Raw genomic sequence first — 22,265 nt, 5'->3', positions numbered from 1 at the left:
ATGAATAATACAGTAGAAAAAAAATTTAGAACACCAATTATTATTGTTTCAATACTAATTCCAATAGTTGTAGCAATTCTATTTTCTGTGAAGTTAAAAGATTTTGGAATTAATGTGGAGCCACTTTCTTTCTTACCACCAATTTACGCATCAATTAATGGTGTTACGGCTATTTTATTGATTTTAGCAGTTAGAGCTATTAAAAATGGTAATCGTTCGTTACATGAAAAATTAATGACTTCTGCAATTGCATGTTCTGTAATCTTTTTAGTAATGTATGTTGCTTATCACATGACTTCAGAATCAACTAAGTTTGGAGGTGAAGGTATAATCAGATACGTTTACTTTTTTATTTTACTAACACATATTGCACTTTCAGTAATTATAATTCCTTTGGTTTTGTTTACTTACGTTAGAGCATTATCTAAACAATTTGATAGACACAAAAAACTGGCTAGAATTACATTCCCATTATGGTTATATGTTGCAGTTACTGGCGTTATTGTTTATCTAATGATTTCTCCTTACTATGTTAAATAAAGAAAATAGAGTGAAGAAAATAGAAAATAGATTGGAGAAAAGACATATTTCCTCATTGAAAGGATTTGTTGTTATACTTTTTTCTATATTCTATTCTCTTCCTTCACAAGCACAATGTGCCATGTGTAGAGCATCATTAGAGAGCGAAGGAAATACCATGAAGGCAGAAGCAGTAAACGACGGAATTGTTTACCTAATGGTAATTCCGTACGTGTTGGTTGGTATCGTTGGATTAGTAGTTTATAGAATGTACACGAAAAAGAAAACTCAATAGTTTTTATTCCATTCCATCAATTTTAATGTTCAATTTGCCAGATGTAGTTATAAATGCAATTATAGCTTCGTTGGTTAATTCTACTTTTTCAAATTCAAAATCGTTCAAAGTTCCGTTTACGAATACGCCTTTCATTGGCGAATAATTGCTCAAGTAAGGCAATAAACTTTTCTTGCCCTCTTCTAAATTTTCTTTTATAGAATAACGACAATTTTCTTGAATTTTTCTCAAAATTACGCCTTGCAACAACCAATTAGCTGTTTTTGTCAAAAGTCCTTTTGTGTTTAAAACATAATCCATTTGTTCAAAATAAATTTCTTTTGTAACTGAATTATAATTTGGAATTCCAGAAAGATAAATTGATCCATTGATGCTTCCAGTCATGTCAAGTGCAATAATCATTTTGCCATCTTTTGACCATAAATCAACTTTTTGCACTGTGATTTTTCTACTTCCAGAAGCAAATTCTTTTCCTTGAAAATTCTTAGTTATTATTCGAGAAGCGCTTTCATAGGTAGAAATTGCCGCTACAGTAGCTGTTGTTTTATTAGGAACAGTAGCAACCGGTTTGAAAGTAACAGATTCTTTATCAAAAACATTTTTTGGTTCTTGTCCAACCATTGTTAGCATGGTACATTTTAATCCTAAGTTCATTTTTATTTTACTTTTTTGCAATTGTGCATCAGTAACATAAACTTCAATTGGATTCATTTTAAACCAGGTTTCATATTGTTCACTTGTTTTAAATGGTGTGCCCAAAGTTTCTAAAACATTTAAAACATAAGGTTTAAAATCACAAGATTTTTCAATAGCATCATCAATTTTCTTTGCCACTTTCGATTTGAAAATAGACAAAGTAGGATTGATTATATAAGTTATCGGAACTTTTTTTCCAGCAACTAATATCGTTGGGCTTTCACTCCATTCAAAATCTTCGATAACAGAGCTAGTATTCATTTTCCAATTTGATAATTTGGCTGTACTGAGTAAAGTTATGGTTCCGTTTAAGTCAATTTCTCTTGTGTCATTTAATCCCATGAACTCCGTTCCGTATTTTATTTTTGACCAAATTTTCAAAGGCAAAACAGATTGTATTTTTCCGTCTTTTTCAATTAATTTTATGGTGCCTGTTTTCCAAATTTTCATTTCCGTTTTGTCATCATCAAGATTATTATCTTCATAAATCAATCCAGTTAAGGCTTTATTTAATTGGTTTTCGATTTCTTTTAATGAGACTTCCATGGGCATGCTTACGAATGAAGTTGTTGTTTTGTATGCCATTGGAGTGTTTTGAGAGGGTTCTGGTTTTATAGTAGCAATCTTATTTGTTGACGAACAACTAAACAAAGTCGAAAGTAGAAGAAGCGAAATTAATATAAGAAAACAGTTTTTCATTTTTAAATCAAAATTAATTTGGGTGTGAATGTAACAAAAAAAGTAATTTAACGTCAGATAAGAAAATGTTAATTTAATTGTTTTGATTATAAAACGCTTAAATTTGCATTATTGTATTTTAACTATTGATTAAAATAAACATGAAAAACGTAGGTTTTAAAATAATTTTCCTTTTTGCTCTAGTTTTCGGATTTTCATCCCAAGCTCAAACAAAAAAATGGACACTCAAAGAATGTGTTGATTATGCATTAAAAAACAATATCAGCATAAAGCAATCTGAATTGGATCTGAAAATATCTGATGTTGAAAAAATGGAAGCAGTTGGAAATTTTTTACCAACTTTAAATGGTAATGCCAACTTCAGTGTAAATACAGGTGCAAGTATTAATCCGGTTACAAACCAATTTCAAAATGAAACTTTTCAATCTTTTTCTGCAGGACTAAATTCAAGTGTAAATTTATTTAATGGATTAGTAAATTGGAAAACGTTACAGCGTTCAAAATTAAATAAAATTGCAAATTCGTATCGTTTAGACAAAATGAAAGACGATATTGCTTTATCTATAGCAAATTCTTACTTACAAATCCTGTTCAATAAAGAACAATTGAAGGTTCAAAAAAATCAAAATAGTATCACTAAAGAAAATATTATTCGTACTCAAAAATTAATTGATGCTGGTTCTTTACCAGCTGGTGATATTTATGAATTGCAAGCTACAGACGCAACACAACAACAACAAATTATAGGAACAGAAAACACGTTGCTTATTTCAAAAATTGCCTTGTGTCAAACATTATTAATTGAAGAATATAGCACTTTTGATGTGTCTGATGTTCCTGTTGATGTTCCTGTTTCTAGTGTAATAAATGAAACCCAAGCAAGTATTTTAGCAAAAGCAAAAGAGTCTGTAAAAGACATTAAAATTGCAACTTCTAATGTTGAAATAGCTAAAAAGGATCTTGCAATTTCAAAAAGTTCCTACTTACCAACCCTATCAGGATTTATAGGATATAATACTCGTTGGTCTGAGAATCCGTTTTTTAATTTTATTGATCAATTATCGCTATTTGATGGGACGGCAGTTGGAGCTCAATTAAATGTGCCAATATTTAATGGTTTTGCTACAAAAGGAAGAGTGAAGCGAGCTAAAATTAATCAAGAGCGTACAGAATTTCAATTAAAACAAGCAGAATTAGATTTAGAGCGCAATGTATATCAAGCATATAATGATGTAGTTAATGCTGGCAAATCATTTGAAGCAGCTCAAAAATCACTTGAAGCAAGAAAACAAGCTTTTAATTTTTCTAAAGAACGATATAATGTTGGTTTAATGAATGCATTTGATTTTTCACAATCAACAATTGCATTAGAAAATGCACAATCGGAAGTTTTAAGAACAAAGTATGACTATGTTTTTAAAACTAAGGTTTTAGAATTTTATTTTGGAATCCCAATTATTGAAAATAAATAAAGTGAATAATATTGCTATTAGAATTTATTAAAGCGTTTTCAATTGGTGTATTTATTGAATTAATAACTTTAAGTATTCATGCAAGAAATAATACCTATATAAAAAATAAATAAAATCATGTCAAAAAAGAAAATTTACATAATAACTGGAGTTATTTTAGGATTAGTAGTTTTATTAATCGCTTTATCAAAAGCAGGAGTTTTTGGTGATAGAGATAATTCTACAGAAGTTGAAACTGCCAAAGTTGACGAAATAACTATTATAGAAACAGTATCTGCAACTGGAAAAATTCAACCAGAAATTGAAGTAAAAATATCTTCTGAAGTTTCAGGAGAAATTATCGCTTTGCCTGTAAAAGAAGGTCAAGTAGTTAAAAAAGGTGATTTACTAGTGAAAATTAATCCTGATTTATACACTTCTGGTTTGAATCGTTCTGTATCAAATTATTCTGGAACTAAAGCCGGATTAAGTCAAGCCGATGCATCTTTCAAAGAAGCTCAAGCCAATTATGATAGAAACAAATCGTTGTACGAAAAAGGAATTATTTCTCGTTCAGATTGGGATAAAGCGATTGCTTCATTCGAAGTGGCAAAAGCTAGTAAACAATCGGCATATTATAACGTTCAAAGTGCCAATGCAACTGTAAAAGAAGCAAAAGATAATTTAGGAAGAACTACAATTTATGCTCCAGCTGATGGTACAATTTCTATGCTGAATGTAGAATTGGGTGAAAGAGTTTTAGGAACCCAACAAATGACTGGAACAGAAATTTTAAGAGTTGCCAACTTAAACAATATGGAAGTTGAAGTTGATGTGAATGAAAATGACATCGTTAAAATCAACATAGGAGACGAAACTAATATTCAGGTTGATGCGTATTTGAAAAAAGAGTTTAAAGGAATTGTTACAAGTATTTCTAACTCTGCTAGCTCAACTACAACAGCCGATCAAGTAACAAATTTTAAAGTTAAAGTTAGAATTTTGAAAGAATCATATTTAGATTTAATCGAAGGAAAACCAGATACTTATTCGCCTTTTAGACCAGGAATGACAGCTACTGTTGACATCATTACTACAAGAAAAGAAAAAGTTATTGGTGTGCCAATTAGCTCTGTAGTTATAAAATCGGATACAACGGCAACTAAAAAGTTTGAAGTTGAAGAAGAGGATAATAAAGTTAAAGCTAAGTCGGATAAAAAACTAGAATGTGTTTTTGTAAAAGTAGGCGATAAAGCTAAAATAAGAGTGGTAAAAACTGGAATCCAAGATGATACTAACATTGAAATTATATCTGGACTTCAAAAAGGTGATGAGGTAATCGTTGGTCCTTATGTTACTGTTTCTAAAAATCTAAATTCTGGTGATAAAGTTAAAATCACTGCTAAGAAAGAAGAAGCAAAAAAATAGAACTTAAAAAGATTATCTTTTAAATGGGTTACATTCTTAATATTGAAACAGCTACCAAAAACTGTTCTGTGGCTTTAGCCAAAAATGGTGAAACTATTTTATGCAAGGAAATGGCTGAACAAGGCTTTTCTCATGCAGAAAAATTGCACCTATTTATTGAAGAGATTATAAAGGAAGCTGGTATAACATTTTCTGATTTAAGTGCTGTTGCAGTAAGCCAAGGACCTGGTTCATATACAGGATTAAGAATTGGAGTTTCAGCTGCTAAAGGATTATGTTATGCATTGGGAATACCATTGATTTCAGTTGATACATTGACGGTTTTAGCAAATCAATTGCAAATAGAGAATGGTATTATCATTCCGATGATTGATGCTAGAAGAATGGAAGTTTATAGCGCCATTTTTAATGCAAAAAAAGAAATGATTAGAGAAGTTCAAGCTGAAATTCTTACGGATTCTAGTTTTTCTGATATTGATGATGCTGTTTATTTTGTTGGTGATAGTAATGAAAAAGCTAAAACGATATTAACAAAATCTAATTTTAATTTTGTTGATACTGTTTTTTATCCTTCAGCAAATGAAATGAGTGCGATTTCGTATAAAAAATTTCTAAATAATTCTTTTAAAGATGTGGCTTATTTCGAACCTTATTATTTGAAAGATTTCATGTTACAAACCAAATCTACTTAGAATTTTCTCTTACAAAAGGTTGAATTATGATGCCTTTTTTATCAAAAGCTGCTTTGCAATTTTCCAAAATATCTGAGGAAACTTCACCAAAATCTTCGTTTTTAGACCAAGGACGAATTGCTAAGTGAATAGCGCTATCAGACAAATCTTTTACAACAACTATAGGTTCTGGATTTTTCAAAACTTTAGAATGGCTTTTCATTACTTCTAAGACAACTTCTTTAGCTTCTTTGATGTTGGTTTCATATGAAAGTGAAAATACCAAATCTACACGTCTCATTCCTTCAACAGAAAAGTTTGTAATAATTCCATTCGATAAAATCCCATTTGGAATATAAATGGTTTGATTGTTAGCTGAAATAAGTTTAGTTACAAATATTTGAATTTCTGTTACTGTTCCAATTACACCTTGTGCTTCGATAGTATCTCCAACTCTAAATGGTTTAAAAAGAATAATCAACATTCCACCAGCAAAATTAGATAAAGAACCTTGAAGTGAAAGACCAATTGCTAAACCAGCGGCTCCTAAAATTGCTACAAACGATGAAGTTTCTATTCCAAGTTTTGAAATGAAAGTTACAAATAACAAAACTCGTAATACCCAATTTAGAATATCGGCTAAAAACTTTGTAAGTGTAGGATCTAACTCACGTTGAGCCATTAATTTTTTAACCAATCGATTAATAAATCGAATAACATAAATTCCAACAAAAAGAATGATGAATGCTGAAATTAACTTTGGCGAATAACTAATTAATACATCAAAAAATTGCTTTGTGTATTCTTCTAAACTGTTGATGTGAAGTGTTTTTTCCATAATAAAAAAATCACACTAAAAGTGTGATTTAAATTTTTACAAAGATAGCTTTTTTCTAAAATTAATCGGCATCTTCTTCAACTCTATTTGCTTCTTCTGCTGGAGCAACTGGTGCTGCTTCTTCTGCATCATTAGTAAACGAGTTAACTTTTTCTTTTACAGTATCAACAGCATTTCCAGCCATTTCTTCTGCTTTATCAGCAAGTTCGCCTGCTTTTTCTTTTACAGTTTCAACAGCGTTCTCAATTGCTTCACTAGCAGCTGGAACATATTCTGCTACTTTTTCTTTTGCAATATCTGCATATTCTTCAGCTTTTTCTACTAGTGGTGCAGCTGATTCTTTTACTTTTTCAATTGCTTCTTCAGCAAAACCTTCAGCTTTATCTGCAACTTCACTTACTTTTTCTTTGGCTGAACCAAATAGGTTTTTAAAAAATCCTCCTAATCCCATAGTTTCTATTTTTTTGTTTTGGTTAAAATTATTATTGATTATTCAATTTCGAAAGTAAGTTTTAAATTTACTCTGTATTCTGTTACTTTTCCGTCTTTTACAGCAGCACTATGTTCTTGAACATAAACTGAACGAATGTGTTTTAATGATTTTGCTGCTTGTTCAACTGCTTTTTGTGTTGCATCTTCCCAGCTTTTTTCTGAGCTTGCAAGTACTTCGATTACTTTTAATACTGCCATAATTTATTTATTTGGTTAAAGGAATAAAATTACAAAATTTATAAATACAATAGTATTTTGTTTTATAGAAATATTGCGACAATTAGCTGTGTTGCATAATTTTAGCCATGATATACACGTGAAGCAACTATTAGGCCTTCTTTTATTTCTAATACTTCTGCAACTAGCATTGCTTCTTCATTATCTACATTTCTTATATACTCCATAAATACTCTGTCAGAATTCGCTGTTAGTGATGTTACCTTGTATTGTAAACTTGGCAATCGTTCAAAAGCATCTTGCCACCATGTTCTTAGTGCGTCTTGTCCTTTAACTAGTCCATTTGTTTCTGGATGTCTAATTTTTAATTTCGGACTAAAATGTTCAGCATCATTATCGTATAATGATAGTAGCTTTTCTAGGTTATGAGTATTGAATGCTTCAAACCAAGCATGTGCTATAGATAAATTTTTTTGAGTCGTCATTTGGATAAAAAAACCAAGCTTTTGCCTGGTTAGATATTTTTTAAATTAATTATTTCTTGCTCCGTTAATGGTCTCCAATTTCCTCTTGGAAGATTCTTTTTGGTTAAACCTGCAAAGGCAACTCGATCAATTTTTATTGTAGTATAATTGAAATTTTCAAATATGGCTCTAACAACTTTTACATTTGGAGTTCTTAATTTGATGCCAATTTCATTTTTAGGTTCGTTTTCAATGTAACTTACTTCATCAACAAATAATTTGTGTCCGTCAAGGGTAACTCCTTTTGAAATTTTTTCTAAATCTTCAAACTTTAAGTTTTTATCTAAAGTAACTTGATAGATTTTTGGTGATTTTTGATTTGGTAAACTAAATTTTCTAATAATATCGGTATCATTCGTAAATACTAATAATCCAGTGGTATTTTTGTCCATTCTACCAATAGGTTGCATCCTAGATGTTGTTGCGCCTTTTATTAGCTCTAAAACATTTCTATGATCACCATCTTCATCATTAGAAGTCGTGAAGTTTTTGGGCTTGTTTAAAACAAAATATTCCTTCTTTTCAGGCATTAGAGTAGCTCCGTCAAAATTTACAACATCACCAGGTTTAACTTTATGTCCCATTTCTGTAACGACAATTCCATTTACTTTTACATTCCCAGATTGAATATAAATATCAGCATCTCTTCTAGAGCAAGCACCAGAATTTGAGATGTATTTATTCAAACGAATTTCATCTGATTTTATTGGTTTCGGTACGTTTGGAGAATCTTTCTTAACTGCGGGTTTTCTATTTTGAGAACGTTTGTCCATGGCAGGTTTAGAAGTTGTGGTAGATTTTTTTCTATCACCACTTGGTTTGCTTAGTCCAGTTCGTTTTTTATTATTAGAATTATTCATGCTTATATTTTTTGCAAAGATACTCTATTTGAGCTTAACTTTTGCTAAGAATATGAAAGCAAAGGGATTTAGAATTTTTTTTCAATAACTTTAAACTTATTTTCAAGAATTTCAATAAGTACTTTTGGGTTGGTGTTGGTATAAAAAAGTTGCTTACTTTTCTCATTTATTTCTCTAAAACCTACTTTTTCATCTAAGATTTTTTTGGTTTGTTTTGCAACAGCCTCACCAGAATCAATTATTTTGATATTTGAAGGTAGAATTTTTTTTATTTGAGGAATTAAGTAAGGGTAGTGGCTGCATCCAAGTACCAAGTAATCTATATTAGATGCTATCATAGGATTTAGATACTTTTTCAATAAAGTCTTCATTTCTTTAGAATTTATTTCGCCATTTTCAATTAGTTCAACTAAACCAAATCCGATTTGTTCTATGACTTGAATGTCTTGAAATTGTTCAACATGTTTGTAAAACAGTTCACTATTTAATGTTCCTTTAGTAGCAAGAATTCCTATTTTTTGCGTTTTAGAATGTAACGCTGCTGGTTTTATAGCTGGTTCGATTCCAATGAAAGGAACATCATATTTAGCTCGTAATTCTTTTATTGCATTCGTGGTAGCAGTATTACAAGCAACAACAATAATTTTACAGTTTTCGTTTAGAAGGTATTCAGTATTTTTACAACTTAAATGAATGATTTCCTCTTTAGATTTTTGACCATAAGGAGCATTTTTACTATCAGCTAGATAAATTGTGTCTTCATTAGGAAGTAGTTGATGAATTTCTTTCCAAATGGAAGTTCCACCAATTCCCGAATCAAATAGCCCAATAGGATTGTTGTTTGTCATAAAGCAAATGTAAAAAAAAACTGCTCAATTTATTTGAGCAGTTTTTAAATATTTTAAGTTAGAATCTGAAATAAATTCAGATTAAATTAAAATCCTAAATCTTTTTTAACGTCAGCAGTAATATCTGTTCCGTCAGCTAATAATAAATCACCAGCGTTTAGTACATAGTTAAAACCTTTAGCTTTTCCAACTTTTTGGATAGAAGCTTTTACTTTTTCTGTAATTGGTTTCATTAAGTCTGCTTCCTTCTTTTGTAAATCTTTTTGAGCAGTTTCTTGAAATTCGCCAATTCTTTTACCCATGTCTTGCATTTCTGTTTGACGTGTTTGGTTTACAGCATCAGTCACTGTTGCAGCTTCAGCATCATATTTTTTAATTTTGGCTTGATACTCATCTACCATAGTTTTGTAATCTGCAGTATACGTATCGCTCAATTTTTTTAATTGATTTTGAGCCTCAAGTACAGCAGGCATTTTTGTCATGATTTCGTTAGTATCAACATGTGCTACTTTAGTTTGAGCGCTCATTGTTTGAAAGCTAAATAAAGCTACTGCTGCTATTAAAAAAGTTCTAAATTGTTTCATCATTCTTCGTATTAATTATTGTTTTTATTTATTTTAAGGTTTATTATTTTTTGCGTCTTCTTTTGCTTTTTTTGCAGCTTCTCTGTCTGCTAATATTTTAAGTCTTTTTTCTTCGGCTGCTTTTTTTCTATCGTCAATTAACTTTTGTCTTTCTTCTAATGTTTTTTTCCTTTGAGCTTCAACTTCTGCTTTTTTATCAGATGCTGCAACTGTTTTTGTGTCTGCATCTTTGTTATCTGTATTAGGCTTATCAGAAACTGTGCCACTTTTTTTATTATTCTTTTCTTCTAACAATTGTTTTCTTTTTGCTTCAGCTTCAGCTTTCTTTTCTTCGGCAAGAAGTTTCTTGTCTTCAATCATTTTTAGACGTGCCGCTTTTCTTTCTTCAGCTTGTTTTTGTCTTTCAGATAGTAGCGGATTATCATCAATCATTTCTTGCTTGCGTTCTCTTTCTTCTTCAAGTTTTAATTGTTTTTTTGACATTTGTTCTCTTTTCTCAGCACGTGTAAGTGCGCTAACAACTCTGTCACTAATGTCATGTTTTTTTGCAGCAAAAAGCATTGTTAAATCAGATGATTTATCGAAAATATAATCGTATTTTTTTGCCTCAGCAATATCTTGAACAGCATTGAATACTTGGTCTTGAATAGGTTTTACTAAAACGGCTTTTTGAACAATTAGTTCACCATTCGGACCAAATTTTTTCTGAGTATATTCTAATAATTCATTTTCTTGAAAAGCAATTTCTTCTTCTCTTTCTGCTATAAGTTCTTTAGTTAAAAGAACTTTTTCTGTTTTTAAAGCTTCTTTTAATTTGGCAATATCATTTTTTTTGGTTTCAATTTCTTGCTTCCATTTTTCTGCTTTTTGCTCCAATTGGTTTTTTGCTTCAGCATAATCAGGAACTTTTTCTAAGATGTACTCCATATCGATGTAGCCAACTTTGATTCCTCTTGTTTGCGAATTTACATTGTTTGTTACAGCTAATGTTACAAATAATGCTAGTAAAATGTATTTCTTCATAAACTTAAGTTTTAGAAATGTTAAGCAAATATACTAAAATTGTTGACCAATAATAAAATGTGTTTGCCATCCACTTTTTTCTGTTAAACCTGGAACTGCATCAAAGCCATGAGCAAAGTCAATTCCCAATAATCCGAAGGCTGGCATGAAAACTCTAATTCCAAATCCAGCAGATCGTTGTAAAGAGAACGGATTATAGTCTCTAAAATTGTCAAAAGAATTTCCAGCTTCTAAAAAAGATAGTGCATATATCGATGCTTGTGCTTTTAATGTAATAGGATATCTCAATTCTAAAGAGAATTTATTATAGATTGAACCACCATTTACAGATGATAAAGATTGATTTGGATAACCTCTTAATTGTATTACTTCACGACCATCTAAAGCAAAGTTGGCTAAACCATCACCACCAACAAAGAACCTTTCAAAAGGAACAATTCCTCTTTCAGAATTATATGCGCCAAGATATCCAAATTCTCCTAAAGTTCTTAAAACAAGTGCGTTTTGATCATTGCCATATAATTTAGTAAACCAATCGGCTTTAAACTTTACTTTGTAATATTCTAACCAATCAAATCTTTTTTGGTCAATTTTGGATTGGTCAGGAGCTGCGTCAGCAACACCAAGTGCTCTTGTGTAAATTCCTGAACCTGTAAAAGTTTCTTTAATTAGTTCTCCATTAACAAGTAATGGTGATAAGTTTGGATCTGAAGGGAATTGGCCATTAACAAAGCGTAACTTATATTCTTCTAGATTTTTTAAATTACCATAATCTATACCGTTAAAAAGTGAATAAGGAAGAGTAAATTTCGTAGACAAGCTAAACTCAGACCCTTTTGTAGGATAAATAGGGTTGACACCTTTGCTATTTCTTGTTAGACCTATATTGAAAGCCAGATTTCTTGAAGAACCATTTCCAAAAGTAAATAGACCAGTGTTATAATTATTTAAATCATAGTATTGCAAGCTGATGGCATTTGATAGTGTAAAATAATCGTCTGGTATAGTTAATCTTTTTGCAATTCCAACAGACAATGAAGTGATATTAAAACTTTTACTTCTGTCTACATCATTTGCATTACCTCCAAATAAAAATTGTTTACTCTGAGATATAGATGTAGAAAAACTTACTGGTTTTTTTCCGCCAAACCATGGTTCTGAAAATGATAAACTATAAGTTTGAAAGAAAGTACTAGCTTGTAAACGTAAAGCTACTTTTTGTCCATCACCCATTGGAAGCGGTTTGTAAGCATCTTTTTTGAACATGTTTTTTACAGAGAAATTGTTAAAAGACAAACCAAGTGTCCCAATGAATCCACCACCTCCATAACCTCCTTGAAGTTCAATTTGACTAGATCCTTTTTCAACTAAATTATACTCAATATCAACAGTTCCTGCAGTTGGATCAACATTCTTGAATTTTGGGTCGATTGCTTCAGGATCGAAGAATCCTAATTGTCCAATTTCACGAATAGTTCTAACTAAGTCGTCTTTACTATATTTTTCACCTGGTTTTGTTCTTAACTCACGATAAATTACTTTATCATTTGTTTTATCATTTCCAACAACGGTAATTTTATTAAAATAAGCAATTGGTCCTTCTGTTACTCTAATTTCAAAATCGATAGAGTCATTAGCTGTTTTTACTTCAACAGGATTTATGTTAGAAAATAAATAACCATTATTTTGATAAAGATTGGTCAAATCTTCTCCGTCTGGTTTTGTTTTATCTGCAACTCTTTTTTCAAGAAGAACGCCATTGTAAGTGTCACCTTTTTTAATACCAAGAATGGTGCTTAAAAGTTGATCCGAATATACGGAGTTACCTAAGAATTTAATATTTCCAAAGTAATATTTTTTACCTTCCTCTACCTTAATATTTATTGCAAGCTTATTTTTTTTCTTGTCTAGCCAAACAGAATCACTTACTACTCTAGCATCACGATATCCTTTTTCTTTGTAGTTGTCAACAATTTTCACTAAATCTTCTTCGTATTTAGTTTTTATGAATTTAGAAGCTTTAAACACTCTAATTGGATTAACTACTTTGGTGTTTTTCATAGACTTTTTAAGCTTTTTATTAGAAAACTCTTTATTGCCTTGAAATGCTATTTGTTTGATTTTTATTTTTTCACCTTTATCAATGTTTACAACCATGTTAACAGTGTTTGAAGTGGTGTCTGCAATGGTTCTAATATTTACTTTAGTGTTAAAAAATCCGTCTTTTTTGTATTTGTTTTCTAAATAGTTTTTGGTAGTTGTAATTAAATTCTCATTAACTATTTTACCTTTAGTTAGCGAGTTTTCTTTGATTAACTCTTCTACTTTATTTTTTTTGACTCCAACAAATTTAGCTTCACTTAATTTTGGTAATTCTACAATTTCTAGATCTAAATAAACACTGTCACCTTTAATTTCATTAATATAAAAATCGATGTCGCTAAATAAACCTAATTTACCAAGTTTTTTTATTGCTGCACTAATTTCTTCTCCAGGAACCGAAATTCTTTGACCTTTTTCTAATCCAGAAAAAGTAACAACTGTTTGTTGATTGTAGCTGATTTTACCTAATACGTTTACATTTCCAAGAATGTATTTTTTTCCTTGGTCAAACGGCAATCTATCTTGTGCATTTGATTGTAAAACAACTCCTAAAAATAAAAGTGTTAGTAATGATTTAATGTAATTTATTGACACTTTAGGATTGTTTAATTTGTTCACTTGTTTTTCCAAATCTTCGTTCTCTTTTTTGATAGCTAATGATGGCTTCATATAAATGTTCTTCTGTAAAATCGGGCCATAAAACATCAGTAAAAAATAATTCGGCGTAAGCTATTTGCCAAAGCAGAAAATTACTGATTCTATGTTCACCACTCGTTCTAATTAATAAATCTACATCAGGTAGATTGTGCGTGTAAAGATGCTCATTTATAATTGATTCATCAATAGCGTCTATTGAAATTATATTATTTTTAACTTTATCACTAATGTTTTTAACAACATTTAATAATTCTTCTCGTGAACCATAACTTAATGCTAATGTTAAAGTCATTCGAGTATTGTTTTTTGTTTTTTCTATTACCTCATTTAATTCTTTAAGAATTGACTTTGGCATTTTAGAAAGATTTCCAATAGAATTGAGGCGTATGTTGTTTTCTTGAAGTGTTTTTAATTCTTTTCTTAACGAACTAACTAGTAATTTCATTAAAGTATCTACTTCAAGTTTTGGTCGATTCCAATTTTCTGTAGAAAAGGCATACAAGGTTAAGTTTTCTATACCCAATTTTGCACATGTTTCAACGGTAACTTTTACAGATTTTGTTCCGCTTTCATGTCCTAGTGTTCTCAACAAACCTTTTTGTTTTGCCCAACGGCCATTGCCATCCATTATGATAGCAAGGTGTTTAGGTAAATTCTCTTTATTTATTGATTCTAATAAACTCATATTTTTTTAATCTGCACAATAGCATGGTTTTTCACCAAAGGTATAGGTTAATGTAAAACCAGAAAAAACATACCAATCTTTACTGTTTATATTTCCAAATTTTAATGGTTCTAATCTTTCATTTTTTGGAAAGCTACCATCTAAATTATCGGTCATTGTATATCTTGCTCCAACTTCAACTCCTAAAATTAAATTAGGCATTATATTAGATTTAACTCCAGCTATCATAGGTATTGCAAATGTACCTTGGTTTTTGTCAATTTTTGAAACACCATTAATTACATATAATTCATCATAATTGGTATAACTCAATCCTGAATAGACATATGGAGTTACTAATTTATCAAAATTATGAAGATTAAAATCGAAAAAATTAAACTCCAAACCTAAAGATAATTCTTTAATGTTATTTTCAAAGTCATAGCCTCTTTTAAATCTTCCTGGTACTTCTGAATCTAAATCATTTGCTGTGATTTTAGATTGAGTATAGGATATTCTCCAAGAATGTCTAGGACTTTTATTCCACTTATAAATCAGACCATAAGCCAATTCATTTGGATTCACATAATTTGCTTTTCCAACGTCACCAATATAATTGCTACCACCAAGAAATACTCCAACTTCGTGAATCTGAGCGTTTAATTTTGTTAATCCTAAAATAAAAATAAATAAAAATATTCTTTTCATTAATTGAAAAATAGCGTGCAAATATAACAATTATAGCCACTAATAAAACATGATAGTAGTATTTATAATAAATTAATATTTACACAGTTAAAGTTTAAAATAAAATTCATTTAAAATGAACTGCTATTTAACGGAAAAAAGTAGGAAGTAGTATTTTAAAAAGAGTATTAATTTCGTTTATCTTCACCCCAAAGAAGTTTATTTCTTAATGTTTTTAAGAAAGTTTCGTTTGGGATTTCTACCATATTAATTTTGAAAGGAGTCTTTCTTATAGTTAATTCTGCATTGTTATTAAGAGTTGCAATTCTAGAATCTAATGAAACTAAATATTGTTCCTCTCTACCTGAAACTTTCAATTTAATTTCTGTGTCATCAGGAATAACCAATGGACGTGCATTCAAATTATGAGGTGCAATAGGAGTAATTACTAATCCTTTAACTTCTGGAGTTAAAACTGGTCCGCCACAACTTAAAGAATAACCTGTTGAACCTGTTGGTGTAGAAATAATTAATCCGTCTGCCCAATAGGAATTTAAATGCTCACCATTTAATGAAGTGTCAATTGTAATCATCGAAGTAGTGTCTTTTCTGCTTACCGTTACTTCATTCATGGCGAAATTCAATTCATTGATTTGTTCGTTTTCTGGATTACATTCTAAGCTTAGTAGCGTTCTTTCAGAAAGAGTGTATTCTTTTTTTAACACAATTTGCAAAAAGGTCTCAATATTTTCTTTTTGAACTTTGGCTAAAAACCCTAGTCGTCCTGCATTAATTCCAAGAATTGGAATTCCTGAATCTCTAACATAGGTCGCTGCTCTTAATATAGTTCCATCTCCACCGATACTAATAAGTAAATCAAAACTTGAGTTTAAACATTTATAATCGTTGAATGTTTTATACTCTTTTTTCAGAATTTCTTCGTCATATAATATTTTGAGAAATTTTTCTTCTATCACCAATTCAACATTGTTGTTATTGAAAAATAAAAAAATGTCTCGAATAATTGGTCGAGTATCGTTTTGGTAATATTGTCCGAAGATGGCAACTTTCATTTTCTAGATGTTTAAATATTTATCCAAATAATCGGAACGTTCTTTTAAACTGTTCAAATAATTATCTTCATGATGCTCTGAAACTATTTCGTAATTGTACCTTCTGAAGGTTTGAATGATGTCATTCATGCTTCCAAGAGCAATTTTTATTGTTATTTGAACACTTTCAACATCTGCTTCAGAAACAAATAATCCCAAAAGTTTACCATTATTGCTTTCAACGATTTGGGCAATTTGACTCATAGAATAATCTATAAGACTCTTTTTCACTACAATAATGCCACCTTGTTCTTTAAGAAATGGAGTTTCATGAAAAAACTTGACAATATCTTCTAATTCATAATATCCTAGATAAGAATTTTCTTCATCCAAAACAGGTACAATATTGGTATGGTTTTTAGCAAAAACTTCCAAAACATCTAGCCATATCATATTTTTTCTAGCGAAGAATCCTTCCAAAGTATATTTGTAGTCAGCTACTTTTTTATCTATATCAAAAGTCTCTACATCATCTGCAGCAATGCTTCCAATATAAATGCCTTCATTTAAAACAGAAAAGTGAGAATAAGGAACATCTAAAAAAAAGTCTTGAACATCAGCAATAGTTTGTTGACTATCAATGGCTTTGTAATCGTTAGTTATATAATCTGTAATTTCGGTCATAGCAATTAATCAATATTTGTTGCAAAATAATCAAATTTTAGGACATAAATCCTTATTTTAACTTTGTATTTTTGTGAACAGAATTTCAAAAATGAAATTTTCAAAAAAAGTTATGACAAAATTAAGTGTAAATATTAATAAAATAGCAACCTTACGTAATGCACGTGGAGGAAATGTTCCCGATTTGTTGCAAGTTGCAAAAGATATTCAAAAGTTTGGAGCGCAAGGAATTACTATTCATCCGCGTCCAGATGAAAGACATATTCGTTATCAAGATGCTCGCGATTTAAAACCGATTGTTTATACAGAATTCAATATTGAAGGCAATCCACAACACAATTTTATTGATTTAGTTTTAGAATGTAAACCAACACAAGTGACTTTGGTACCAGATGCAATTGGAGCTATTACATCTTCTGCTGGTTGGAATACTGTAAAACATCAATCTTATTTAAAAGAAGTAATTCAAGAATTTCAGCGTAACGGAATCAGAACATCAATTTTTGTTGATCCAATATTAGAAATGGTAGAAGGTGCTAAAGAAACCGGAACGGAAAGAATTGAACTTTATACAGAGGAGTTTGCGCATCAATATGGTTTAGGAAATTTGAAAGGTATTGAACCTTATACTAAAGCGGCAGTTTTAGCAAATGAATTAGGATTAGGTATCAATGCCGGTCATGACTTAAGTTTGGATAATATCAAATTTTTCAAGGAAAATATTCCAGGATTATTAGAGGTTTCTATAGGTCATGCTCTAATTTCTGAAGCATTATATTTTGGATTGGATAATGTTGTTAACATGTATTTGCAAAAATTAAAGTAAAATGTTGCATTCAAGAATAGAAGGAGAAGGAAAACCATTGCTGATAATTCATGGGTTTTTAGGAATGTCTGACAATTGGAAATCTTTTGGAGCTTTATATGCTTCCAATGGATTTCAAGTTCATATTCTAGATTTGAGAAATCACGGTAAAAGTTTTCACTCAGAAGATTTTAGTTATGATATAATGGCTCAAGATGTTTTGGAATATTGTAAAAATCATAATTTGAATCAAGTATCTATAATAGGTCATTCTATGGGAGGAAAAGTAGCCATGCTTTTTGCGACCAATTATCCGGAAATGGTAGAAAAATTAATTGTAGCCGATATTGGTCCAAAATATTATGCACCACATCACCAAGACATATTAGCAGGATTGAATGCAGTTGATTTTACTTCAAAACCAGATAGAGCTTCTGTAGAAGAAACTTTATATCCTTTTATTCCAGATTTTGGCACACGTCAATTTCTAATGAAAAATTTATATTGGAAAGAGCCTGGACAATTAGATTTCCGTTTTAATCTGAAAGTTTTTAATGATAAAATTGAAGTAATTGGAACGGCTTTACCAGAAGAAGCTCAATTTGAAAAACCAACACTATTCATTCGTGGTGGTAATTCAAGGTATATTTTAGATTCAGATTTACTTGAAATAAAAAAACATTTTCCTAACTTTGAATTAGTAACAATTCCAAATGTTGGTCATTGGCTTCATGCAGAAAATCCGCAGTTGTTTTTTGAGGAAACTATAAGATTCTTATAATAAAAAAAACCCTTTTCAACCGAAAAGGGTTTTGAAAAAAAACTAATATAAATTTAGTTTTTAATAAGCTTTTTAACTGCAATTCCAGAATCGGTTGTGATGTTCATAAAGTAAACGCCAGAATTCAATTCATTTATATCTATTTGAACTTCTGTAAGATTATTTACTTTTACAGTTTTAACAGTTCTTCCGTTAATGTCATTGATTGTAACATTTGTAAATGCATCATTAGCATTGTTTGAAATAGTTACAAAATTGTTTGCTGGATTTGGATATGCACTGAATTTTTGAGATAAAGATTCGTTTACACTTAAACCAGTTGTTGTAACTTTAAAATCGTCAACCATAAACATGTAGGCATCTGGTGAAACACATTGAATACCAAAACGAACCGTTTGACCATTATAAGGATTCAATAGTGTCGAAGAAATTACTCTTTCTTCCCAAGCTGGATATGGAGCAGTTAATGCAGTTGGATTACCTGCTAAGTATACAAATTGAGAAGGTAGTGGATCACTAGAACCAACAAATATTGCCACTCTGTAACGTTCTAAACCATAAGAGCTAGACAACGATTTTGCCCAAAAACTCAATACATTTCCAGAAGATCCTAGTGTAATAGGCGGACTAATCAACCAATCATTGTTTGCGGTTACTGGTGCAGCAGGTACTCCTGCCCAACAAGCGGCAACTTTAAGACCAGTTCTTGGATCAAAATTTCTAAGATCAGCACCAGTTGCTGCATTAGTCACACCTGCAACAGAAGGATTAAAAATCATAAATGCTTGAGGGTCTCCTGCATTTGGCCATGGCGTTGCTCCAGTTGGAAGACCACCGGTATAAGTATTTAGTAAATCAACATCAATAACGCCCCAACCCCCAAAATTAGAAATTGTAAAGTCAGCATAAGTTTCAAAGCTATCTTCATAAATAGTTGTTTGTGCATTTGAACTTATTGCACCAATCATTAAAAAAGAAAGTAATAGTTTTTTCATATCATCAAATTTAAGTTAATATGCAAATCTAAATAAAAAATTTTATATTTAATTTTTTTTAATATATTTATAACTTAATTTTTTAATTATGAATCTAATATTAAGAATTATTTCAACATCCTTACTAGTCATGGTTATTTCTTACCTTATGAAAGGAGTTGTGGTTGACGAGTTTTCTACAGCATTAATTGTTGCAATTGTGCTAGGATTGTTGAACTTTTTTGTAAAACCAGTGCTAGTGTTGTTTACTTTGCCAGTGACCGTTTTTACTCTTGGACTTTTTTTGCTGGTTATCAATGCGATAATCATTCTATTGTGCGACCATTTTGTAGATGGATTTGATGTAAACGGATTTTGGACAGCCTTGTTCTTTAGCATCATTTTATCGCTTTCACAATCATTAGTTTATAAACTTACGGAAGACAAGAAATAATACTTTTAAAATCAATAAAATAAAATTGGTTGGGTTGTAGAAATGTTATAATTTTGCAACCCAATTTTAGTATGTATAAAACACGAAGAAATGAATATTACAAGAAATAATGTAGATGCATTAAATGCTGTAGTAACTGTAGAGGTTTCTAAAGCTGATTATGCTCCAAAAGTAGAAAAAGTATTAGCAGATTATCGTAAAAATGCAGCGATTCCTGGTTTTAGAAAAGGTGCTGTACCAATGAGCTTAATCCAAAAACAATACGGAAAAGCAATTTTATTGGAAGAAGTAAACAAAGTTTTACAAGAAAATCTAAACAGATATTTACAAGAAGAAAAATTAGATATTTTAGGAAATCCACTTCCTGTTGTAACAGAAAGTTTTAATTGGGATGCTGAAGATTTCAAATTTGATTTCGAATTAGGTTTAGCTCCAACATTCTCTGTTGATTTAGCAGCTAAAAATGATGTAGTTCAATACAAAATCATTGCAGACGATACAATGTTGAACGCTCAAGTTGCAAGAATTCAAAAACAATATGGTAAAATAGTTTTGGCAACTGTTGTTGTAGAAGGGAATGATGTTTCTGGAATTTTTACAAACGAAGAAAAAGGAATCAATAACAGAACGACTTTAGATATGGAATTGTTTGCTGATGCAAAAACAGCAAAATTGTTCTTAGGTAAAAAAGTTGGCGATGTCGTGACATTAAAAACTAAAGGTTTATTCAATGATGACCATAAATTAATGGATGTTTTGGCTATTGGTCACGATGATGTTCATGGTTTAGATATTGAAGTTACTTTTACAATTGATGAAGTTGTTGCAAGCGAGCCAGCTGAGTTAAACCAAGAATTATTCGATAAATTATTCGGACCTGGTGTTGTAAATTCATTGGAAGAGTTGAAAGCAAAAATCAAAGAAGATGCTGAACAACAATTCGAACAACAAGCGAATCAAAAGTTCTTAAATGATGTTACAGAATCATTAATTGCTAATACAAAATTTGATTTACCAGCGGCATTTTTGAAAAAATGGATACAAACTGCTGGTGAAAATCCATTAACAGCAGAACAAGCTGAAGAAGAATATGCAAAATCTGAAAACGGATTGCGTTACCAATTAATCGAAGGTAAAGTAATGGCAGATAATAATCTTCAAATTACTTTCGAAGAATTAAAAGATTTTACTTCAGGTTTAATCAAAAAACAAATGGCGCAATTCGGACAAATGAATCCAACAGACGAAGATGTTCAAGGAATTGTTGCTAGAGTTATGTCTAATCAAGATGAGGTAAAACGTCTTTCAGAGCAAGTAATGAGCGAAAAAATGTTGAACCTTTACAAAGAAAAAGTAAAAGCTAAAACAAAAGAAGTTAATTACGAAGAGTTTATTAAAGCAATGTATGGTGAACTAAACCACTAATTGTAAAAGATAATTTATTATATTTGAGCGTCAAAGTCAATTGATTTTGACGCTTTTGTTTTCAGACAGTTTGTCACTTAAAATAAAAGGAACGACATTTGCAATAAAGAAATAAATTATAAGTTTAGTCCAACAACTTTAAACTTTTAAACATATAAACTTTTAAACTATATTTTAAAATGAACTACGGAAAAGAATTTAAAAAATTCGCTACTAAGCATCATGGAGTAAATAGCTTGTACTACGATAAAATGGTAGCTAGTTTAACGCCTTATATTATTGAAGAACGCCAATTAAATATCTCACAATTAGACGTTTTCTCTCGTTTAATGATGGATAGAATCATCTTCATGGGAACAGGAGTTGATGATTATATGGCGAACATCATTCAAGCACAATTATTGTTTTTAGAATCAGTGGATGCTTCTAAAGACATTCAAATTTATATCAATTCTCCAGGCGGAAGCGTTTACGCAGGTCTAGGAATTTATGACACAATGCAATACATCAAACCAGATGTAGCAACAATTTGTACAGGAATGGCAGCTTCAATGGGAGCCGTTTTACTTTGTGCTGGTGCAGCTGGAAAACGTTCGGCATTACCACATTCAAGAGTAATGATTCATCAACCTTCAGGTGGCGCTTCAGGAGTTGCAACCGATATGGAAATCAACTTGAAAGAAATGTTGAAATTGAAAAACGAGTTGTATGAAATAATTTCAAACCATTCAGGTCAAACTTTCGAAAAAGTTCATAGAGACTCTGAAAGAGATTATTGGATGATTGCTGATGAAGCAAAAGAATACGGAATGATTGATGAAGTTTTAAGAAGATAATAAAGTTGGAAGTTAGAAGCTGGAAGTTGGGTGTTTTC

Annotated in this window: 25 protein-coding genes; 10 read left to right on the top strand and 15 right to left on the bottom strand. The window is 30.6% G+C overall.

The genetic code is table 11. The annotated features are described in order from the left end of the window. Both ABD766_RS04335 and ABD766_RS04330 read left to right on the top strand, forming a co-directional pair. Window positions 1–540: a DUF420 domain-containing protein gene (locus ABD766_RS04335; protein WP_425556560.1), complete on the top strand. Its 540-nt coding sequence runs from the start codon at window positions 1–3 to the stop codon at window positions 538–540. Then, window positions 530–814: a hypothetical protein gene (locus tag ABD766_RS04330; RefSeq protein WP_344815540.1), complete on the top strand. Its 285-nt coding sequence runs from the start codon at window positions 530–532 to the stop codon at window positions 812–814. The genes ABD766_RS04335 and ABD766_RS04330 overlap by 11 nt, the downstream gene beginning before the upstream one ends. A gap of 3 nt (window positions 815–817) precedes the next feature. Here ABD766_RS04330 and ABD766_RS04325 read toward each other — a convergent pair whose 3' ends face one another. Further along, window positions 818–2,209: a DUF4403 family protein gene (locus tag ABD766_RS04325; RefSeq protein WP_344815539.1), complete on the bottom strand. Its 1,392-nt coding sequence runs from the start codon at window positions 2,207–2,209 to the stop codon at window positions 818–820. A gap of 140 nt (window positions 2,210–2,349) precedes the next feature. Here ABD766_RS04325 and ABD766_RS04320 point away from each other — a divergent pair, with 140 nt between their 5' ends. From ABD766_RS04320 to tsaB, 3 genes are all read left to right on the top strand, one after another. Further along, window positions 2,350–3,681: a TolC family protein gene (locus ABD766_RS04320; RefSeq protein ID WP_344815538.1), complete on the top strand. Its 1,332-nt coding sequence runs from the start codon at window positions 2,350–2,352 to the stop codon at window positions 3,679–3,681. Window positions 3,682–3,798: 117 nt separating this feature from the next. Next, window positions 3,799–5,088: an efflux RND transporter periplasmic adaptor subunit gene (locus ABD766_RS04315; protein WP_344815537.1), complete on the top strand. Its 1,290-nt coding sequence runs from the start codon at window positions 3,799–3,801 to the stop codon at window positions 5,086–5,088. Window positions 5,089–5,111: 23 nt separating this feature from the next. Next, complete coding sequence (gene tsaB, locus ABD766_RS04310; RefSeq protein ID WP_344815536.1) at window positions 5,112–5,780, top strand: tRNA (adenosine(37)-N6)-threonylcarbamoyltransferase complex dimerization subunit type 1 TsaB; 669 nt, start codon at window positions 5,112–5,114, stop codon at window positions 5,778–5,780. Here tsaB and ABD766_RS04305 read toward each other — a convergent pair. The 13 genes from ABD766_RS04305 to ABD766_RS04245 all read right to left on the bottom strand — a co-directional run bounded on the left by ABD766_RS04305 (window position 5,773) and on the right by ABD766_RS04245 (window position 16,952). Continuing rightward, on the bottom strand, window positions 5,773–6,597 hold the full coding sequence (locus tag ABD766_RS04305; RefSeq protein ID WP_344815535.1) for a mechanosensitive ion channel family protein: 825 nt from the start codon (window positions 6,595–6,597) through the stop codon (window positions 5,773–5,775). The genes tsaB and ABD766_RS04305 overlap by 8 nt on opposite strands. A 61-nt stretch (window positions 6,598–6,658) precedes the next feature. Continuing rightward, the gene (locus ABD766_RS04300) at window positions 6,659–7,048 is read right to left on the bottom strand and encodes a YtxH domain-containing protein (RefSeq protein ID WP_344815534.1); all 390 of its coding nucleotides are present in this window, start codon (window positions 7,046–7,048) and stop codon (window positions 6,659–6,661) included. 38 nt (window positions 7,049–7,086) lie between these two features. Then, a complete protein-coding gene (locus ABD766_RS04295; protein ID WP_298305198.1) occupies window positions 7,087–7,287 on the bottom strand; it encodes a dodecin family protein in 201 nt (66 codons plus the stop codon). Window positions 7,288–7,388: 101 nt separating this feature from the next. Next, entirely contained in the window at window positions 7,389–7,751 is a 363-nt protein-coding gene (locus ABD766_RS04290; protein ID WP_298305201.1) for a nuclear transport factor 2 family protein, read from the bottom strand. 29 nt (window positions 7,752–7,780) lie between these two features. Beyond that, window positions 7,781–8,650: a pseudouridine synthase gene (locus ABD766_RS04285; protein ID WP_344815533.1), complete on the bottom strand. Its 870-nt coding sequence runs from the start codon at window positions 8,648–8,650 to the stop codon at window positions 7,781–7,783. A 68-nt stretch (window positions 8,651–8,718) separates the two neighbouring features. After that, a complete protein-coding gene (murI, locus tag ABD766_RS04280) occupies window positions 8,719–9,498 on the bottom strand; it encodes a glutamate racemase (RefSeq protein WP_344815532.1) in 780 nt (259 codons plus the stop codon). 86 nt (window positions 9,499–9,584) lie between these two features. After that, window positions 9,585–10,082 (bottom strand): OmpH/Skp family outer membrane protein, encoded by a 498-nt coding sequence (locus tag ABD766_RS04275; RefSeq protein WP_344815975.1) that lies wholly within the window; start codon window positions 10,080–10,082, stop codon window positions 9,585–9,587. 33 nt (window positions 10,083–10,115) lie between these two features. Continuing rightward, window positions 10,116–11,105, bottom strand: coding sequence for an OmpH/Skp family outer membrane protein (locus tag ABD766_RS04270; RefSeq protein WP_344815531.1), 990 nt, complete (start codon window positions 11,103–11,105; stop codon window positions 10,116–10,118). Between the two features lie 33 nt (window positions 11,106–11,138). Further along, a complete protein-coding gene (locus ABD766_RS04265; protein ID WP_344815529.1) occupies window positions 11,139–13,877 on the bottom strand; it encodes a BamA/OMP85 family outer membrane protein in 2,739 nt (912 codons plus the stop codon). Continuing rightward, the gene (uppS, locus tag ABD766_RS04260; protein WP_298305215.1) at window positions 13,804–14,550 is read right to left on the bottom strand and encodes an undecaprenyl pyrophosphate synthase; all 747 of its coding nucleotides are present in this window, start codon (window positions 14,548–14,550) and stop codon (window positions 13,804–13,806) included. Before uppS ends, ABD766_RS04265 begins: the two co-directional genes overlap by 74 nt. A gap of 6 nt (window positions 14,551–14,556) precedes the next feature. Beyond that, a complete protein-coding gene (gene porG, locus ABD766_RS04255; protein WP_344815528.1) occupies window positions 14,557–15,237 on the bottom strand; it encodes a type IX secretion system protein PorG in 681 nt (226 codons plus the stop codon). A gap of 167 nt (window positions 15,238–15,404) precedes the next feature. Then, window positions 15,405–16,289, bottom strand: a complete 885-nt coding sequence (locus tag ABD766_RS04250; protein ID WP_344815527.1) for an NAD kinase — start codon at window positions 16,287–16,289, stop codon at window positions 15,405–15,407. A 3-nt stretch (window positions 16,290–16,292) separates the two neighbouring features. Continuing rightward, window positions 16,293–16,952, bottom strand: a complete 660-nt coding sequence (locus ABD766_RS04245) for a CBS domain-containing protein (RefSeq protein ID WP_344815526.1) — start codon at window positions 16,950–16,952, stop codon at window positions 16,293–16,295. Window positions 16,953–17,064: 112 nt separating this feature from the next. On the opposite strand from ABD766_RS04245, the gene ABD766_RS04240 reads away from it, so the two are divergent. Beyond that, window positions 17,065–17,778, top strand: a complete 714-nt coding sequence (locus ABD766_RS04240; RefSeq protein ID WP_344815974.1) for a pyridoxine 5'-phosphate synthase — start codon at window positions 17,065–17,067, stop codon at window positions 17,776–17,778. A 1-nt stretch (window position 17,779) separates the two neighbouring features. Continuing rightward, window positions 17,780–18,538, top strand: a complete 759-nt coding sequence (locus ABD766_RS04235) for an alpha/beta fold hydrolase (protein WP_344815525.1) — start codon at window positions 17,780–17,782, stop codon at window positions 18,536–18,538. A gap of 53 nt (window positions 18,539–18,591) precedes the next feature. Here ABD766_RS04235 and ABD766_RS04230 read toward each other — a convergent pair whose 3' ends face one another. Next, window positions 18,592–19,533, bottom strand: coding sequence for a T9SS-dependent choice-of-anchor J family protein (locus ABD766_RS04230; RefSeq protein WP_344815524.1), 942 nt, complete (start codon window positions 19,531–19,533; stop codon window positions 18,592–18,594). Between the two features lie 88 nt (window positions 19,534–19,621). Between ABD766_RS04230 and ABD766_RS04225 the strand changes: the two genes are divergently transcribed. From ABD766_RS04225 to clpP, 3 genes are all read left to right on the top strand, one after another. Then, window positions 19,622–19,966 (top strand): phage holin family protein, encoded by a 345-nt coding sequence (locus ABD766_RS04225; protein ID WP_344815523.1) that lies wholly within the window; start codon window positions 19,622–19,624, stop codon window positions 19,964–19,966. A 90-nt stretch (window positions 19,967–20,056) separates the two neighbouring features. Beyond that, window positions 20,057–21,391, top strand: coding sequence for a trigger factor (gene tig / locus ABD766_RS04220; RefSeq protein WP_344815522.1), 1,335 nt, complete (start codon window positions 20,057–20,059; stop codon window positions 21,389–21,391). Between the two features lie 179 nt (window positions 21,392–21,570). Further along, on the top strand, window positions 21,571–22,227 hold the full coding sequence (clpP, locus tag ABD766_RS04215) for an ATP-dependent Clp endopeptidase proteolytic subunit ClpP (protein WP_298305780.1): 657 nt from the start codon (window positions 21,571–21,573) through the stop codon (window positions 22,225–22,227). Window positions 22,228–22,265: the final 38 nt, after the last annotated feature.

The organism is Flavobacterium cheonanense (assembly GCF_039539185.1).
GTDB lineage: Bacteria > Bacteroidota > Bacteroidia > Flavobacteriales > Flavobacteriaceae > Flavobacterium > Flavobacterium cheonanense.
The sequence above is the reverse complement of the archived record's forward strand: the minus strand, read 5'-3'. Positions and strand labels throughout refer to the sequence as shown.

Excerpts from the sequence above, each read along its gene's own strand:
- ABD766_RS04325 (WP_344815539.1), bottom strand. The coding sequence starts at position 2,209 with ATGAAAAACTGTTTTCTTATATTAATTTCGCTTCTTCTACTTTCGACT.
- clpP (WP_298305780.1), top strand. The coding sequence starts at position 21,571 with ATGAACTACGGAAAAGAATTTAAAAAATTCGCTACTAAGCATCATGGA.
- ABD766_RS04250 (WP_344815527.1), bottom strand. The coding sequence starts at position 16,289 with ATGAAAGTTGCCATCTTCGGACAATATTACCAAAACGATACTCGACCA.
- ABD766_RS04320 (WP_344815538.1), top strand. The coding sequence starts at position 2,350 with ATGAAAAACGTAGGTTTTAAAATAATTTTCCTTTTTGCTCTAGTTTTC.
- ABD766_RS04240 (WP_344815974.1), top strand. The coding sequence starts at position 17,065 with ATGACAAAATTAAGTGTAAATATTAATAAAATAGCAACCTTACGTAAT.
- ABD766_RS04330 (WP_344815540.1), top strand. The coding sequence starts at position 530 with ATGTTAAATAAAGAAAATAGAGTGAAGAAAATAGAAAATAGATTGGAG.
- ABD766_RS04315 (WP_344815537.1), top strand. The coding sequence starts at position 3,799 with ATGTCAAAAAAGAAAATTTACATAATAACTGGAGTTATTTTAGGATTA.
- tig (WP_344815522.1), top strand. The coding sequence starts at position 20,057 with ATGAATATTACAAGAAATAATGTAGATGCATTAAATGCTGTAGTAACT.
- ABD766_RS04305 (WP_344815535.1), bottom strand. The coding sequence starts at position 6,597 with ATGGAAAAAACACTTCACATCAACAGTTTAGAAGAATACACAAAGCAA.
- ABD766_RS04300 (WP_344815534.1), bottom strand. The coding sequence starts at position 7,048 with ATGGGATTAGGAGGATTTTTTAAAAACCTATTTGGTTCAGCCAAAGAA.
- murI (WP_344815532.1), bottom strand. The coding sequence starts at position 9,498 with ATGACAAACAACAATCCTATTGGGCTATTTGATTCGGGAATTGGTGGA.
- tsaB (WP_344815536.1), top strand. The coding sequence starts at position 5,112 with ATGGGTTACATTCTTAATATTGAAACAGCTACCAAAAACTGTTCTGTG.
- ABD766_RS04230 (WP_344815524.1), bottom strand. The coding sequence starts at position 19,533 with ATGAAAAAACTATTACTTTCTTTTTTAATGATTGGTGCAATAAGTTCA.
- porG (WP_344815528.1), bottom strand. The coding sequence starts at position 15,237 with ATGAAAAGAATATTTTTATTTATTTTTATTTTAGGATTAACAAAATTA.
- ABD766_RS04245 (WP_344815526.1), bottom strand. The coding sequence starts at position 16,952 with ATGACCGAAATTACAGATTATATAACTAACGATTACAAAGCCATTGAT.
- ABD766_RS04270 (WP_344815531.1), bottom strand. The coding sequence starts at position 11,105 with ATGAAGAAATACATTTTACTAGCATTATTTGTAACATTAGCTGTAACA.
- ABD766_RS04295 (WP_298305198.1), bottom strand. The coding sequence starts at position 7,287 with ATGGCAGTATTAAAAGTAATCGAAGTACTTGCAAGCTCAGAAAAAAGC.
- ABD766_RS04285 (WP_344815533.1), bottom strand. The coding sequence starts at position 8,650 with ATGAATAATTCTAATAATAAAAAACGAACTGGACTAAGCAAACCAAGT.
- ABD766_RS04275 (WP_344815975.1), bottom strand. The coding sequence starts at position 10,082 with ATGAAACAATTTAGAACTTTTTTAATAGCAGCAGTAGCTTTATTTAGC.
- ABD766_RS04290 (WP_298305201.1), bottom strand. The coding sequence starts at position 7,751 with ATGACGACTCAAAAAAATTTATCTATAGCACATGCTTGGTTTGAAGCA.
- ABD766_RS04225 (WP_344815523.1), top strand. The coding sequence starts at position 19,622 with ATGAATCTAATATTAAGAATTATTTCAACATCCTTACTAGTCATGGTT.
- ABD766_RS04235 (WP_344815525.1), top strand. The coding sequence starts at position 17,780 with ATGTTGCATTCAAGAATAGAAGGAGAAGGAAAACCATTGCTGATAATT.
- ABD766_RS04335 (WP_425556560.1), top strand. The coding sequence starts at position 1 with ATGAATAATACAGTAGAAAAAAAATTTAGAACACCAATTATTATTGTT.
- ABD766_RS04265 (WP_344815529.1), bottom strand. The coding sequence starts at position 13,877 with ATGAAGCCATCATTAGCTATCAAAAAAGAGAACGAAGATTTGGAAAAA.
- uppS (WP_298305215.1), bottom strand. The coding sequence starts at position 14,550 with ATGAGTTTATTAGAATCAATAAATAAAGAGAATTTACCTAAACACCTT.